The sequence below is a fragment of the Sporolactobacillus sp. KGMB 08714 genome, from assembly GCF_036598985.1.
Classification (GTDB): domain Bacteria; phylum Bacillota; class Bacilli; order Bacillales; family Sporolactobacillaceae; genus Sporolactobacillus.
Genome location: NZ_JAUUBW010000056.1, coordinates 90,303 through 105,590 on the forward strand (window position 1 = coordinate 90,303; position 15,288 = coordinate 105,590).

At 51.7% G+C, this 15,288-nt stretch carries 12 protein-coding genes and 1 other annotated feature; of the genes, 1 reads left to right on the forward strand and 11 read right to left on the reverse strand.

The window, feature by feature from the left end:
* Positions 1–88: 88 nt before the first annotated feature.
* The 6 genes from Q6A92_RS17790 to Q6A92_RS17815 form a co-directional block, all read right to left on the reverse strand.
* Complete coding sequence (locus tag Q6A92_RS17790; protein ID WP_332238934.1) at positions 89–2,446, reverse strand: endonuclease MutS2; 2,358 nt, start codon at positions 2,444–2,446, stop codon at positions 89–91.
* A gap of 94 nt (positions 2,447–2,540) precedes the next feature.
* Positions 2,541–4,274 (reverse strand): DNA polymerase/3'-5' exonuclease PolX, encoded by a 1,734-nt coding sequence (polX, locus tag Q6A92_RS17795; RefSeq protein WP_332238958.1) that lies wholly within the window; start codon positions 4,272–4,274, stop codon positions 2,541–2,543.
* Between the two features lie 52 nt (positions 4,275–4,326).
* Positions 4,327–4,875: a CvpA family protein gene (locus Q6A92_RS17800; RefSeq protein WP_274398272.1), complete on the reverse strand. Its 549-nt coding sequence runs from the start codon at positions 4,873–4,875 to the stop codon at positions 4,327–4,329.
* Positions 4,876–5,490: 615 nt separating this feature from the next.
* Positions 5,491–7,905, reverse strand: coding sequence for a phenylalanine--tRNA ligase subunit beta (gene pheT, locus Q6A92_RS17805; protein WP_332238935.1), 2,415 nt, complete (start codon positions 7,903–7,905; stop codon positions 5,491–5,493).
* Positions 7,906–7,921: 16 nt separating this feature from the next.
* Positions 7,922–8,956, reverse strand: a complete 1,035-nt coding sequence (pheS, locus tag Q6A92_RS17810; RefSeq protein WP_274398309.1) for a phenylalanine--tRNA ligase subunit alpha — start codon at positions 8,954–8,956, stop codon at positions 7,922–7,924.
* A 49-nt stretch (positions 8,957–9,005) separates the two neighbouring features.
* Positions 9,006–9,239, reverse strand: a binding site (T-box leader).
* Between the two features lie 58 nt (positions 9,240–9,297).
* On the reverse strand, positions 9,298–10,065 hold the full coding sequence (locus Q6A92_RS17815) for a TrmH family RNA methyltransferase (protein ID WP_274398310.1): 768 nt from the start codon (positions 10,063–10,065) through the stop codon (positions 9,298–9,300).
* A 140-nt stretch (positions 10,066–10,205) separates the two neighbouring features.
* Here Q6A92_RS17815 and sspI point away from each other — a divergent pair, with 140 nt between their 5' ends.
* Positions 10,206–10,409: a small acid-soluble spore protein SspI gene (gene sspI, locus Q6A92_RS17820; protein WP_274398274.1), complete on the forward strand. Its 204-nt coding sequence runs from the start codon at positions 10,206–10,208 to the stop codon at positions 10,407–10,409.
* A 77-nt stretch (positions 10,410–10,486) separates the two neighbouring features.
* On the opposite strand, the gene rplT is transcribed toward sspI, so the two are convergent.
* From rplT to Q6A92_RS17845, 5 genes are all read right to left on the reverse strand, one after another.
* Entirely contained in the window at positions 10,487–10,840 is a 354-nt protein-coding gene (rplT, locus tag Q6A92_RS17825) for a 50S ribosomal protein L20 (protein WP_274398275.1), read from the reverse strand.
* Positions 10,841–11,096: 256 nt separating this feature from the next.
* On the reverse strand, positions 11,097–11,291 hold the full coding sequence (gene rpmI / locus Q6A92_RS17830) for a 50S ribosomal protein L35 (protein ID WP_274398276.1): 195 nt from the start codon (positions 11,289–11,291) through the stop codon (positions 11,097–11,099).
* Positions 11,292–11,332: 41 nt separating this feature from the next.
* Complete coding sequence (gene infC, locus Q6A92_RS17835; protein WP_274398277.1) at positions 11,333–11,845, reverse strand: translation initiation factor IF-3; 513 nt, start codon at positions 11,843–11,845, stop codon at positions 11,333–11,335.
* A gap of 425 nt (positions 11,846–12,270) precedes the next feature.
* The gene (gene thrS, locus Q6A92_RS17840; protein ID WP_332238936.1) at positions 12,271–14,202 is read right to left on the reverse strand and encodes a threonine--tRNA ligase; all 1,932 of its coding nucleotides are present in this window, start codon (positions 14,200–14,202) and stop codon (positions 12,271–12,273) included.
* A 494-nt stretch (positions 14,203–14,696) separates the two neighbouring features.
* Complete coding sequence (locus Q6A92_RS17845) at positions 14,697–15,275, reverse strand: DJ-1 family glyoxalase III (RefSeq protein ID WP_274398279.1); 579 nt, start codon at positions 15,273–15,275, stop codon at positions 14,697–14,699.
* Between the last annotated feature and the right edge of the window lie 13 nt (positions 15,276–15,288).

Consider the following 15,288-nt stretch of genomic DNA (forward strand, 5'->3'; position numbering starts at 1 on the left):
TCATTCTTACTTCTTATGTGACAAAGTATAGCATCTCCATCGGCGAGATTCCATTATTCAGCTCACGCGATGATTTTTCCCGCCGCATTTACTTAAACTCGACGACCGTGACTCCGCTGCCGCCTTCCCCCTGGCTGCCGAGACGCGAATCTTTAACCCTCGGATGTTTCTCGATCAGCTTCGTCACACCCTTTCGAAGTGCTCCCGTCCCTTTTCCGTGAATGATCGAAACGCGGGGATATCCGGCGAGCATGGCTTCATCAAGGTATTTCTCGACTTTAAGCATGGCATCCTCGTAGCGCTCGCCGCGCAGATCCAGTTCCGGCTTCACCGTCCGTCCCGACGTACGGACATTGACCACGGGACGCACTTTTTTCTCTTCCCTCACGCTCTTAAGATCCGTTCCGGCTACATTCATCTTCAGGATTCCTACCTGAACGAGATATTCGTGATCGTTGATTTTTTCTACGATGTAACCGTCCTGGCCGTAGCTGACGATCTTCACACGGTCGCCCGGTTTAAAACCGGCTGCCGCCTTTTTCACGGGAACGGGAGAAGATTTGCGATCCGGCTGATCCAGGGCATCCAGAGCATGGGACAGCCTCGTCTTGGCATTAATCAGCTGATGTTCTTTGACCTGCCCCTGTTTTTGATAATGACGCAGCTCATCGATGATGGCCTCGGCCTCAAGCCGCGCTTCCTGCAGCGAATGCTCCGCTTTTTTCTTCGCCTGTTTCAGAATCAGTTCTTTCTTATTTTCCAGTTCGTTCAGCTTTTCTGCAAGAGACGCCTCTTTTTCCTCGGCCTCAAGCTTGAGGTGGCGCGCCGTTTCTTCTTCCCGTTCCGCCGCTTTCCGGTTCTTTTCCAGCGAGGCGATCATTTTATCAACTTGATTCGTTTCGCGGCTGATCTGCAGTTTGGCGGCATCGATAATGTCGGCCGGCAGGCCCAGTTTTTTCGAAATTTCAAAAGCGTTGCTCCGTCCGGGAACGCCGAGCAGCAGCCGGTAAGTCGGACTCAGTGTCTCCACATCGAATTCGACACTGGCATTCATCACACCTGCTCTTTCGTAAGCATACGCTTTCAGCTCGCTGTAATGGGTCGTGCAGACAATGGTCGCGCCTCGCGCATAAACCGCATCCAGAATGGCAATCGACAGCGCCGCCCCTTCCTGGGGATCGGTTCCCGCACCCAGTTCATCGAATAGAACGAGGCTGCCGAAATCGACTTCTTTTATAATAGCGACAATGTTGGTCATATGGGAAGAGAACGTGCTAAGGCTTTGTTCAATGGACTGTTCATCGCCGATATCGGCAAAGACCTTCTTGAAAACGCAGATTTCCGAGCCGTCTTCCGCAGGTATCTGAAGTCCGGACTGGGCCATCAGCGTCACCAGTCCGATCGTTTTCAATGAGACGGTCTTGCCCCCTGTATTCGGCCCGGTAATGATCAAGGCGTGCGTTGATTCATCGAAAATGACATCGATCGGCACCACACGTTCCGGATCGATGAGCGGATGGCGCGCCTTTTTCATTTTAATGATTCCGCGATCGTTAAGCGTCGGCCGCGAACCTTTGATTGCGTGTCCGTAATCAGCCTTCGCAAAAATGAAGTCCAGACGGGCGAGACCGGCAACCTGGTCCAGCAGACTGTCCGCCGATTTTGCCGTCTCTCCGGTCAGGACGCGCAGAATCCGTTCCACTTCATGCCGTTCTTTTGCCCTTGCTTCGCTCAGCTGATTATTCAGGTCGACAATGGCCTGAGGTTCAATGAAAAGTGTCGCTCCCGAGGCCGACTGGTCATGGACGATGCCTCCGAAAGCACCACGGTATTCCTGCTTGACCGGGATGACGTGGCGATCATTGCGGATCGTGATAATCGGATCCGACAGCATCTTCGACGTACCGCTTGAATGGACGATGTTTTCCAGTTTCTGTTTGACGCGGCTGTCGGCCGTCCGGATCTGAGCGCGGATACGGCGGAGCGCGGAGCTCGCTGAATCCATGACGCCCCCCTGGTCGTCAATCGCGGCGCGTATTTGCCGTTCCAGGCCGCCCGCCGGCTCCATTTCCCGGACCAGCCCGGTCAGTATCGGCAGTTCGACCTGCCCGGTTTCGGCCAGATCAAGGATAAAATTTTTCATCAGGCGTGCGCCGCGGATCGTATCGGCAATATCGAGCAGCTCCCTTGCCGTAAGCATACTTCCTATCTTTGACCGTTTCAGACCCGGCCTGATATCGGTGATCCCTCCGAACGGAACCGATCCTTTCAGACGCAGCACCGCAGCCCCTTCATCCGTCTCCTCCTGGCGCTCCCCGACTTCGCGCAGATCTCCGGACGGAGCCAGCTGTTCAATCAGGCTTTTGCCAAGCGAAGACGCGGTAAAATGGATCAGTTTTTGCTTTATTTTTTCATATTCCAATGCTTTAAGTGCATGTTCATTCACTTGCCGCATCTCCTTTTGGAGAAAATTAAAAAATCACATTGTATTAAAATAAGAAGCAATTGAAACTTCGAAGCAGAAAAAAAGGAGAAGCTTTTTAACCTGAATACGGCGCTTTCTTCCGCCTGATAAAATCGGCAAACTGCCGGGCCGGAAGGGCGTTCAGCACCGTCTCCGGACGTATCCAGCCGCGCGCTGCCGTCCGGACGCCAAGCCCCATTTCGTCAATCATTTTCATCGAATGGCTGTCCGTATCAATCGCTATTTTAACGCCCGCATCCTGGGCCTTGCATACCCATGCCGAGGAGAGATCAAGACGGTTGCGATTTGCATTCAGCTCCAGCGCCGTTCCCGTTTCGGATGCCAGTTGAATCAGACGGTCGACATCGGCGCGGTAGCCGCTGCGTTTCCCAAGCAGCCGCCCGGTCGGATGGGCAATCAGCCGGACATACGGATTTCTGCAGGCGGCCTCAAGCCTTTTCATGATATCCGCCCGGCTCTGGTTAAAAGAAGAATGAATAGACGCAATAACAAAATCAAGCTTTTCAAGCACATCGTCCTTATAATCCAAAGTTCCGTCCGGCAAAATATCCATCTCTACGCCGGAATAGAGAACAAAGTCATCGTACCGTGCATTGACCCGTGCGACTTCTTCAAGCTGATCGAACAGCCGGCGTTCGGAAAGACCGTCGGCCACTCGCAGCGACTTGGAATGATCGGTCAGGCAGGCGTACGCATACCCTTTCGCCCTCATCGCCTCGGCCATTTCCCCAATGGTATGCGAACCGTCGCTCCATGTCGAGTGCATATGCAGATCGCCTTTAATATCCGTCAGTTTAATCAGCCCGAGCGGCGCACGGTGCGCCCGCTCCACTTCATCCGTCCCTTCGCGTACTTCGGGCGGAATTTCGTTCAGTCCGAAATGGCGGTAAAATTCAGATTCGCTGGAAAAAGTGAGCACACGGCCGTCTCCGAGTTCAATACCGTATTCACTGATCTTTTCGCCGCGTTCCTTTGCCAGATGGCGCAACAGGATGTTATGTTCTTTAGACCCGGTGAAATGATGAAGCGTTGTAATGAATGTTTCAGGTGAAGCCAAACGGAAGTCGACCGAGACTTGATAGCGGTCATTCATCAGAACCGTTATTTTGGCGTCTCCGCGCCCGATCACTTCGGACACGGGCAGCTGCTCCAGAATCCGGTCCGCCGCTTTCTCAGGATTCCGGGTTTCCAGTACAAAATCCAGATCTTTCATCGTCTCTTTTACCCGTCTGAGGCTCCCCGCCCTGGAAAAGCGGCTGATTTCCGGGATTGTCCCGAGGATCGATTCTATTGTTTCCGCAAGGTCGGTCATATAAGCGATAGACAGGACTTCCGGACGCTTTTTTCCTTCTTCAATTGCCTTCAGCAGTTTTTCTTCCGTCTTCTTTCCAAAACCGGGAAGAGCGCTTACACGTCCCTGTTCACAGGCCTGACGCAGTGACGCCAGGTCGGTCACGTGAAGCGTCCGGTATAATGTACCGATCTTCTTCCCGCCCAGCCCTGCAATATGAAGCAGATCAAGCAGGCTTTCCGGGATTTTTTCCTGCAGATTCCGAAGCACGGAAGATTCGCCGGTTGCCATCAATTCCTCGATGACACGGGCCGTTGAGCGGCCGATGCCCTTGATCGCGGACACATCGTCGATTCCGGCCATCGAACGCCGGTCTGTTTCCAACGCCTGTCCGGCTCTGCGATAAGCAGCCACTTTAAAAGAATTTTCCCCGATGATTTCCATATAGAGAGCAATAGCATCCAATTTATCAATAATCTGTTTTTTATTCAATTCGATCACTCTTTTCCCCTGAAGAGAGAAAAATTTGCCGATTTCGCCCGGCGGCCGGTCATCTCCAGACCATAAAAGCTACCCACATACTCTTGAACATTTTAGAAAACAGCGGCGTATTGCCGATGATCGATTGTGCCAGCGACGAGTGGCCGATCGAAGACTGAATGCCGCCCATCGGCGTCAGTGCCCCCGCATAGAGCAGAAGAAAGACGATCAGATAGATTTCCACAAAGCCGAGCAAACCTCCCGACAGATGGTTCACCGAACGGATAATCGGCATTTCCGCCAGAAAATTAAGCATAGAACCGAGAATATTCAGCACGATTTTCGCAGCAATAAAAAGAATGACAAAAGCGATCGCCTGATAATAGGCGCTCTGCAGATTGAGGGTTCCTAAAAAACTGAACGTTCCGCTCTGCGCCGCCGATGTCGGAAAAGGCAGCCAGAATTTAAGAACCCCCGCCAGCTGTTTGTAATACAAAAAAGCAACGATATAAGAAACAATGAACCCGGCCAGATGAACCAACTGAAGAACCAAGCCGCGCCGGAATCCCGTAAAGAAACCGGCGGCAAGCAGCAAAATGATGATTATGTTAAGCAGCATATGTTCAATCCCATCTTTCTGATAAGAGGATGTCCGATAACTCCGGAGAAACGGCAGAAATTTTTTTCAAGAAGAAAATGCCTCGGCTGAAAACTTCACGTTTTCCGAAAGTGTGTACGCAGATTAAAACGGCGTTTCCCTGATTTCCGATGCCCGTCACGGCACGGCTGCAGGACAGGCGCATCTCTTAGTTCGTTATTTGCCCTCCTATTGTGCAGCCGATTAACGAAGGGTTTGCAAGTTTTTCGACAAAAACGGCCGTCTTCCGGGGGTGTAGGCCGCTCATTCCCGCGGAAAGATATTCCTTGTCCCGGTTCAGGCTGCATCCATTCTTTAAGTTAATCATATCAAAAAGTCGGCCGTTTGAAAAACGGGCAGGAAAAAGGCCGGTCCAGCGTTGATAAGCATCCCCGGCTTATGTGAAGGAAGGGCACAAATAATCAGAACATCCCGTAAAAAACATTTCAGGTGCCGAAGCCGCCTTCTTTATCTCTTTCTTCTAAACGCCATTATTTTATCTTATAAAGGAAACCGATTCAAAAAAAAGAGGAGGACTGGACAGCTCATGTCCCCTCTTCGCCATTTATCTTCTATAATTATTGTTTATTTTAATCCTTAATCTCTGAGCCGGGCGCCCACCCGGCTGCAGGCATCGATGATCCGACTGTACGCAGCATTCACCTCATCATCGGTCAGCGTCCGCTCCGGATCGAGGTAGACAAGCGAGAATGCCAGTGATTTCTCATTCTTGGCAACATGCGTCCCTTCGTAAACATCGAAGAGTCTGACCGAAGCAAGCAGCGGTCCGCCTGTCTCCCGAATGATACGCTCAAGATCCGCCGCGGAAACAGAACGGTCAACCACGAGTGCGATATCGCGCGTGATTGAAGGAAAACGAGGCATATTTTTATAGACGATCTCCGGTTCATGCGCTCTGAGCAACGACTCGATAGCGACTTCAAAAACAAATGTTTCATTCAAGCCGGCGTCTTTCTGGGCTCTCGGATGAAGGGCGCCTACGTAGCCGATCACTTTTCCGTCGAGAAAAATCTCCGCCGTTTGTCCGGGATGCAGTTCCTCCCGCCTGGCGGGACGGTAATCAATCCGTTCAGAAACAGCCAGCGCCTCGAACAGAGTTTCGAGAATACCTTTGACTGTGTAGAAATCAACCGGCCGCGGTTCGCCTTCCCAGTTGCGTTCCGCGCTTCTCCCGGTTACGGCTCCGGCAAGATGTTCCTCTTCGCCGGGACGCGGATCCCCCGGCTTCGGAATAAAGACTTTTCCGATTTCGTAAAGCGCCACATCGGGCATCTGACGGTTCAGATGATATTTAACGACATCGATCAGCTGAGGAACAATGCTCTGACGAAGCGCAGCGTGTTCCTCACTCATCGGCCAGACAACTCTTGCCGCCGTTTCAGAAGTCGGGCGGACAATGTACGCCGATGCATGAGCGTCGGTCGTCAGTGAATAGGTATAGGCCTGGAAAAGCCCCGCGCTTTCCATCAGGCGTTCTGTGCGTCTGCGAAGTTTCTGGTAGGGTGTGAGCCCTGCATGAATCGCCGATCCCTCGGGCAAAGTTGCGGGAATATGATTGTATCCGTAAATGCGTCCCACTTCCTCGACCAGATCTTCCGGAATGGTTACATCAAAACGTCTGGACGGGACGCGGACATGAATTGTATCGCCTTGATTTTCAACAGTAAATCCAAGACGCTCGAGCGTCTTCTTGATCACATCGAAAGAAAGATCGGCTCCGAGTACCTGATTGATTTTTTCCCACGGCATTGTAATGACTGTTTCCGGCACCGTCCGATCGCCTTGTTCGACAATGCCTTTTAAAACGCGCGCATGCGCATATTTCGCGAGCAGTTCCGCAGCCCGGTCGGACGCCGGCGCAACGCGGTTTCTATCCAGCCCCTTCTCGTAACGGCTGCTGGCATCGGTCCGCATTTGCAGGCGGGCGGCCGTTTTTCGGATCGAGATCGGGTCGAAAACGGCGGACTCCATGAGCACCGTTTCGGTCGACGATGTCACTTCCGAACTTTCACCGCCCATGACTCCGGCAACAGCCGCGGCCTGTTTGCCGTTGGTGATGACAATATCCTCCGGGGTCAGCGCCCGTTCCTGGCCGTCAAGCGTTTGGATCGTTTCATTCCGGCCGGCAAAACGGACCAGCACCCGGTTTGATCCGAAAGCATCGAAGTCAAACGTATGCAGCGGCTGTCCGTACTCAAGCATCACATAGTTGGAAACATCGACAACGTTGCTGATCGGCCGAATGCCCGCAGCCATCAAACGGAGCTGCATCCAGCGCGGTGAAGGAGCAAGCTCGATATTCTCGATCAGCCGTGCGCCATAATAAGGCACTTTTTGCGCCGCCTCCACACTCAGACTGATCCTGTCGGCCGCGGCCTGATCGCTTTCACTCGGATTCGGCCTTTGGATGTGAAGCGGGCGGTCAAAGATGGCGGCCGCTTCATGAGCGACTCCGATCATGTTCATACAGTGGGCACTGTTAATCAGAATATCCAGATCAAGTATCGCATCATCCAGATTCAGATATGGCAACGCGTCGGCACCGACGGGAACATCGTCGTCGAACACATAGATGCCGTCCGCGTATTCTTTCGGCACCAACTCCTTGTCGACCCCCAGTTCATCGAGCGCGCAGATCATCCCGTCGGATTCTTCGCCGCGGAACCTCGACTGCCTGATTTTCACATTGCCGCCGATCCGTGCGCCCCCCGTCGCAACAGGCACTTTCTGGCCGGCTGCGACATTCGGCGCGCCGCAGACGATCTGGACGGTCTCCTTACCGAGATCCACGCGGCAAAGATGAAGGTGATCCGACTTCGGATGCGGTTCACACGACAGCACTTTGCCGATCACAATGCCGCTCAGCCCCTTTCCGGGATAGGTCAGATGCTCGACTTCAATCCCCGTATTCGTAATCCTGTCCGCCAGCTCTTCAGGCGTCACGCCGTCCAGATCCACGTAATCCTGCAGCCATTTATATGAAACCAACATATTTTGAGCCTCCTCCTTATGCCCGTTTAAATTGTCTCAGAAAGCGGAGATCATCCGTGTAAAAATGGCGGATGTCCTCAATGCCGTATTTCAGCATCGCAATCCGTTCCGGCCCCATACCGAAAGCGAACCCGGTATAAACCGACGGATCGAATCCGGACATCCTGAGTACGTTCGGATGCACCATGCCGGCACCGAGAATTTCAATCCAGCCGGTTCCCTTGCAGACGGAGCAGCCGCGGCCCCCGCATCTGAAACAAGAGATATCCATTTCAACGGATGGTTCAGTGAAAGGAAAAAAGCTCGGCCGCAGCCGGATTTCGCGTTCGGCACCGAACACATGCTTGGCAAAGACGGTCAGCACCCCTTTCAGATCGCTGAGCCTGACATTTTTATCGACATAGAGCCCTTCAATCTGCATAAACTGATGCGAGTGCGTGGCATCATCATTATCGCGGCGGTATACTTTTCCGGGACAGATAATTTTAACGGGTCCCTTCCCTTTATGAGCCTCCAACGTACGCGCCTGCATCGGCGAAGTATGGGTCCGCAGCAGAACTTCATCCGTGATATAGAAAGAGTCCTGCATATCACGGGCCGGATGATCTTTCGGAAGATTCAGCGCTTCAAAATTATAATAATCCTCTTCCACCTCAGGGCCTTCGGCAATTGAAAATCCGAGGCCGATAAAAAGGTCTTCCACCTCACGGATGACGGACGCCAGCAGATGGTGTCCCCCCACCCGAATCTTTCTTCCCGGCAAGGTTACATCAATTCTCTCGCTTTCCAGCCGCGCCTCCAGCACTTTTGCCTCGATTTCGGCCTTTTTTCCCTCAATCCGTGTGCCGATCGCTTTCCTTACGTCATTTGCCAGCTGACCGATGACCGGACGTTCCTCTTTTGCCAGCCTGCCCATGCCCTTCAGCACTTCTGTAATCGGACCCTTTTTCCCGAGATAACGGACATGAATGTCCTGAAGCTGCTTCAGGCTGTTCGCCGATCCGATATTCTTCAATGCGGCGTCTCGCAGTTCGAGCAACTTTTCCTGCAGCATTTTTTCTCCACCCCTTGTTTTTTGGAAAATAAAAGCTCCGCCCCTGTAAAGGGACGAAGCATCGCGGTACCACCCTCGTTGACAGCGATTGAAACTCGCTGTCCACTCAAAAATCTGAATAACGGCGGATTGGACCGGTCCATTCTTAACTAACAATCAATGTTCAAATGGCAGCTCGGGAGTGAATTCGTTCCGTCCGTCCCATCGGCGCGCTTTCAGTCCATGGCGTGCCTTCCCTTTATGGCGGTACGGAAGTACTGCTCTCCGTCTCGGCTTTTCATGATTAAGAAAGGGCCTGACAAGACCCCTTCAATGGATTCTTTATTAGTATAGGCATTTTATGCGCCGTGTGCAAGCCCTTCCGTCTGCAGCCAGTAAAGAAGAATGCCCGCAGCAACCGCGACATTCATCGATTCCGCACGCCCGGCCATCGGAATTTTCACTTCTTTATCCATTTCCGCCAGCAGTTCGGGAGAGGCGCCGTTACCCTCATTGCCGACTACAAGGCCGAAATAAGGGCCGTCCGCGGCGATGCCTGTCATATCCTTTCCCTGCAGCGACGAGCCGTAGAGCGGAATGCCCGATTTCTTCATCTCTGCCGTAACGGCAAACAGATCGCGATGGATAACGGGAAGATGGAAATGCGATCCTTGCGCCGAGCGCAGTGTTTTTGCATTGTAACCGTCGACACAGCCTTCACCGAGAAATACCGCATCGAGACCGAACGCGTCCGCGGTTCGGATCAGCGTGCCGAGATTCCCCGGATCCTGTACACCGTCGACGAGCAGATAATGACCCTTCCGGATAGAAAGAGCCGGCGGAATCATCCGGCAAATGCCGATGACTCCCTGCGGCGTTTCCGTCTGTGACAATTCGGTAAAAATTTTATGCGTGACCTGATAAACTTCGATATCCTCTATCGGCCAGTCCGGAGGCAAATGAAATCCTTCATCCATGATGATGGCCGTCAGTCGATCATACGCTGTAAAAAGAGCTTCCTGCAGCAAGTGAGGACCTTCAAGCAGGTACATTCCTTCCTTTTCCCGCCATTTTCTCATCTGAAGCTTCTTCCAGCTTTTAACTTTTTCATTTTGCAGCGATACCATACGTCTCAAAGAAAAGACTCCTTTTAGTAAGGAAATTTTTCTGTCTGTGATGATTCCGTCCCTACATAAATTCATGTGTTTAATCCATACTATACCATATTGCCTGTATAAAATGCTTAAAGAAAGGAGCCCGATTCATTATGGATCTGGATATCCGCCGCGCGGTGCTGCACAATTTATCCGGCGACAACAAAGAACAGCTCCAGGAGACGATCGTCGACGCCATCCGGAACGGTGAGGAAAAAATGCTGCCGGGACTCGGCGTCCTGATGGAAGTGATCTGGAACAAATCCGATGCCGCGTTCCGCGATCAGATGCTCACCCGGCTGGAACAAGGCGTTTAATAGGAAAAACGGTTAAAATAAGAGCCGGCTGCATTCAAGCGCCGGCTCTCCATTTTTAATTCAAACATGCTTCAAATTTATTTAGCTGTTTTTGCCTTTTCAGCAAGCGTTGCAAATGCATTCGCATCATGAACGGCGAGATCGGCCAGCATCTTCCGGTTGACCTCAATACCGGCCGTCTTTAAGCCGTGGATCAGCTTGCTGTAAGATAAACCGTTGATCCGGGCCGCGGCATTAATCCGCGCAATCCACAATTTGCGAAAATTACGTTTGGTCTGACGGCGGTCGCGATAAGCATAGGTCAGCGATTTGAAGACCTGCTCCTGAGCCACCTTGAATAATTTATGTTTAGCACCGAAATAGCCCTTGGCCAGTTTCAGCACTCTTTTGCGTCTGCGCCGCGTCACATATCCGCCTTTTACTCTTGCCATTATAAAAACCTCCTAAATAGGCCGTTCGAAACGTCCGGAAAAATGGCTGCCGAATCCCCGCATCAGCCTGTGAGCCGCTCCCGACAACTCATCGAGAGATCCCAACGGCAAACCATACGTGTCCCCGTCGAAGGCACTGCATTCCATGAAGCCTGTACGCCCCTCAGACTGTGCTTTCACGGCCATCCTGCTTTTATTTTTCCGCGCCGCCGAACAGACTTTAAAAAATATGAAAATCGGCTACGTTCTTATTTAATTAAGCGTTGATCATTTTCTTGACTTTATTTGCCAAAGTAGATGTTGCGATGGCGCTCTTACGCAGATTGCGTTTTTGCTTCTGAGATTTGTGGCTCATCATATGGCTTGTGTACGAATGGTTCCGTTTCATTTTTCCGGTGCCCGTTTTCTTGAAACGCTTTGCGGCACCCTTGTGTGTTTTCATTTTTGGCATAAAAATTCCTCCTACGGAGCCCCTGCAATCGCGCTCCTTGATTACTTACTTAACTTTTCGGCCTTAGGGGCAAGCACTAAGAACATGCTTCGGCCTTCCATTTTCGGCTTTGCCTCAATCACGCTGATATCCGCGCATTCCTGAGCCAGTTTTTCAAGAACCTGCCGTCCGAGATCGGAGTGCGTGATCGCCCGTCCCCGGAAACGGACAGAGGCCTTCACCTTATCGCCGTTCTCAAGAAACTTTTTTGCATTGCGCATTTTCGTATTAAAGTCATGTTCCTCAATACTCGGGCTCAGGCGAATTTCCTTGATGCTGATCACTTTCTGATTTTTGCGGGCTTCCCGGTCCTTTTTCTGCTGTTCGAAACGGTATTTGCCGTAGTCCATGATGCGGCAAACCGGAGGTCTGGCACCGGGCGCAACCATGACCAGATCAAGATTGACATGATGAGCCAGAGCCAAAGCTTCCGACTTGCTTTTAATGCCGACTTGTTCCCCATTTTGACCAATCAGCCGGACCTGCTGAGCGCGGATCCCCTCGTTGACAATCATTTCTTTGCTAATATCGAGCCACCTCCAAAATATTTTAAAAATAAGATCCGGGACCGGATGAACATAAAGACAAGTGCAGGACAGAGACCGCCCCAGCCGCGGCAGTCGGCAGCGGACAGGCCGTGGAACGCGGATTCGGTCTGAAACTTGCACGAACGACTTCTGCAGCAGTCAAACAAAAATGCGAGCGCATAAACGCCCGCATTGAAAATTCAACCTTATATTCAAACCCGACAACAGCAATTCTGCGTCGTCCCAGGTGAGAAGCCGGGCGCCTCTGCTTTCATCAATATTAAATCACTTTTCCACTATAGCACGCCAATATGCTTTTTGCAAGGCCTGCGCCCCGCCTCCCGGATTCCGGAAAATCAGCTTCCATTCGTGAACGTTTTAACGGCCGGCATGCTGCTCTTTACGACCGGAAATTATTTAACGACCGGTTTTTTCGTGACCCTTTTCTTAATTTCTTCAAGTATGGCGGCTTTAAATGTCTCGTACGGGACCGTGTTGGATTCCTGTTCGCCGTATTTGCGGACATTGATCGTGCTGCTCTCGATTTCATGATCGCCGACGACAAGTGTGTACGGAATTTTATGCGTCTGAGCGTCGCGGATCTTGTAGCCCAGCTTTTCCGCACGGCGATCGGCGTGTGCCCGGATGCCGGCCGCTTTTAAATCATGCTCGAGTTTAGAGGCATAGTCCAGATGGACATCGGCAACCGGTATGAGCTCGGCCTGAACGGGCGCCAGCCACGTCGGGAACGCGCCGGCAAAATGTTCGATCAGGATGCCGAAGAAGCGGTCAAGCGAACCGTAAATGGCGCGATGAATGACCACCGGACGCACCTTTTCATTATTTTCGTCGATATAAGTCAGATCAAATTTTTCCGGCATTTGATAATCGAGCTGGATCGTCGCGCATTGATGGCTCCGCCCCAGAGCGTCCTTAATATGAAAATCAATTTTTGGACCGTAGAAGGCGCCGTCGCCCTCATTAATGCTGTACGGCATATTCATATCTTCCAATACGCGGCTTAGAGAAGCTTCCGCCTGATCCCAAAGTTCAATACTGCCCATATGGTCTTCCGGGCGGGTCGAGAGCTCCACTGTATACTCAAAGCCGAAGGTGCTGTATATTTTGCCGATCAGCTCAAAAATGTTTTTAATTTCACTTTCGATCTGATCCGGCCGGACAAAGATATGCGCATCGTCCTGACAGAATGTGCGGACCCGCAGCATACCGTTCAGCGCCCCGCTGAGTTCGTGACGGTGAACCTGGCCGAATTCGGCAATCCTTATCGGAAGATCGCGGTAGGAATGAAGGGTATCTTTATAAATCAGCATATGGCCCGGACAATTCATCGGCTTCAGGGCGTAGCTGATATCATCCACCTTGGTAAAGTACATATTCTCATGGTAATGATCCCAGTGGCCGGAGTTTTCCCAAAGTCTCTGATTCATCATCAGGGGCGTACGTACCTCCTGATAATCGGCTTGCCGCTGCAGCTCACGCGAGAAATTTTCCAATTCCGTGCGGACGATCTGTCCGTTTGCCAGATAGAAGGGCATTCCGGGTGCCTCCTCGGAGAACATGAACAGTCCGAGCTGTTTGCCGAGCTTGCGATGATCTCTTTTCTGCGCCTCTTCGAGAAAATGGAGATGGCCGTCAAGATCTTTCTGATTCAGGAACGCGACGCCGTAAACGCGCTGCAGCATCTTATTATTGCTGTCGCCGCGCCAGTACGCGCCGGCAACGCTCATCAGTTTAAAGGATCTAATCCTGCCGGTGGAAGGCAGGTGCGGCCCGCGGCAAAGATCTACATATTCACCCTGCCTGTAGATCGTGATGGCCGCGTCTTCAGGAAGATCGTGAATCAGCTCAAGCTTCAAAGGATCATTTATTTCCGTAAAAATCTGAACGGCTTTCTCACGGGTAACCTCTTCACGGACAATCGGCATATTTTCGGCAACAATTTTTTTCATTTCTTTTTCAATCGCCGGAAAATCTTCCTTTGTCAGGGAATGCGACAGGTCTACATCATAATAAAAGCCGTTTTCAATAACAGGTCCGATTCCGAGCCTGACTTCGGGATAGAGACGTCTCAGCGCCTGGGCGAGCAGGTGTGCACAGCTGTGCCTCATGATCGCGATTCCCTCGTCGGAATCAAGGGAAATTATTTCAATCGAAGCATCTTCTTCAATCGGTCGTGTCAAATCATACAAATTATGATTGACTTTCCCGGCCACCGCTTTTTTCTTAAGGCTCGATGATATCGACGCCGCAATCTCCGCCGTGGTCACACCCGACTGGAATTCCTTCACCTTATGATCGGGAAACGTGATATGAATAACTGACATGAAAGAACACTCCTTTGACTTCAACTCAGTGATGCGATTTCTTCGAAAGAAGAGGTGATGGGTGGAAAAGCTTCGTATCTGCGGAAAAAGCACCCGTCCGCAAAAGGGACGAGTGCTTTCTCGTGGTTCCACCCAATTTCCTGTCCGGGCGACTCTGCCGGCCAATTTGTTAGCCTGCTTAACAGCGCACGTGACAGCTCAGGAATCTGATAACGGAATAAGCCGTCGGCGGATACTCGTGTTCTCCGCCAAAGTTCAGAGGTGGTAAGCTTTCCGCACTGTTAGGAATTCGCACCCTCATTCCTTCTCTGAAAACAGTTCCGAAAAACCCATGTCCTCATCGTCACCGATCATCTATTGAAATCTATTTTTGATTATAGGACGTCCGCGGACGGAAATCAAGTTCATTCGCTCGGCCAGAAAAGCGAGAAGAAACGGGCGGCCGCTGCTGAAAAGCGCGGAGCGCCGGGCCTCTCAGAACGCAGGCAGCGGATTCAGGCTTTAATTTTTTCCCGATTATCCATCAGAAAATCAAAAAGCATGTCGCTGCTGACCTGTTTTGCCTCTTTCTCCAGCCCGAGCTGGCGAAGAATTTCCAGACCGATCGGAAGCGCGGTCCCTGCGGCTCTCGACGTAATGATATTTCCGGAAACAACGACAGGATCTTCAACATAGTCGGCATCCTTGATGTGGCTGCGGAAATTCGGATTGCTCGTCACCGTCTCGCCCTTCAGAACACCGGCCCGTTCCAGAGCAATCGGCGCGGCACAGATGGCGGCAACCTTCCTGCCTTCTTCCTTATAATAACGGATCAGTTCCTGCACCCGTTCATCGTCCCTCAGCGTCGTTGCACCTTTTGCTCCGCCGGGAAGATAGATGCCGTCGAAGTCCGTGAATGGGCCGGCATCGATCGTCGTATCCGCCTGAATCACGATCTTCCGGGATCCTTCAACTTGTTTATTTTCAAGAGCGCACAGGACAACGCCGACGCCTCCCCTCCGAAGCACATCGATGACAGTCACCGCTTCCGTTTCTTCAAAACCGTCCGCCAGCAAGACAAGAAATTTTTTCAATGAATTCACCTCC

Excerpts from the sequence above, each read along its gene's own strand:
- Q6A92_RS17800 (WP_274398272.1), bottom strand. The coding sequence starts at position 4,875 with ATGCTGCTTAACATAATCATCATTTTGCTGCTTGCCGCCGGTTTCTTT.
- pheT (WP_332238935.1), bottom strand. The coding sequence starts at position 7,905 with ATGTTGGTTTCATATAAATGGCTGCAGGATTACGTGGATCTGGACGGC.
- Q6A92_RS17815 (WP_274398310.1), bottom strand. The coding sequence starts at position 10,065 with ATGGTATCGCTGCAAAATGAAAAAGTTAAAAGCTGGAAGAAGCTTCAG.
- sspI (WP_274398274.1), top strand. The coding sequence starts at position 10,206 with ATGGATCTGGATATCCGCCGCGCGGTGCTGCACAATTTATCCGGCGAC.
- rplT (WP_274398275.1), bottom strand. The coding sequence starts at position 10,840 with ATGGCAAGAGTAAAAGGCGGATATGTGACGCGGCGCAGACGCAAAAGA.
- rpmI (WP_274398276.1), bottom strand. The coding sequence starts at position 11,291 with ATGCCAAAAATGAAAACACACAAGGGTGCCGCAAAGCGTTTCAAGAAA.
- infC (WP_274398277.1), bottom strand. The coding sequence starts at position 11,845 with ATGATTGTCAACGAGGGGATCCGCGCTCAGCAGGTCCGGCTGATTGGT.
- thrS (WP_332238936.1), bottom strand. The coding sequence starts at position 14,202 with ATGTCAGTTATTCATATCACGTTTCCCGATCATAAGGTGAAGGAATTC.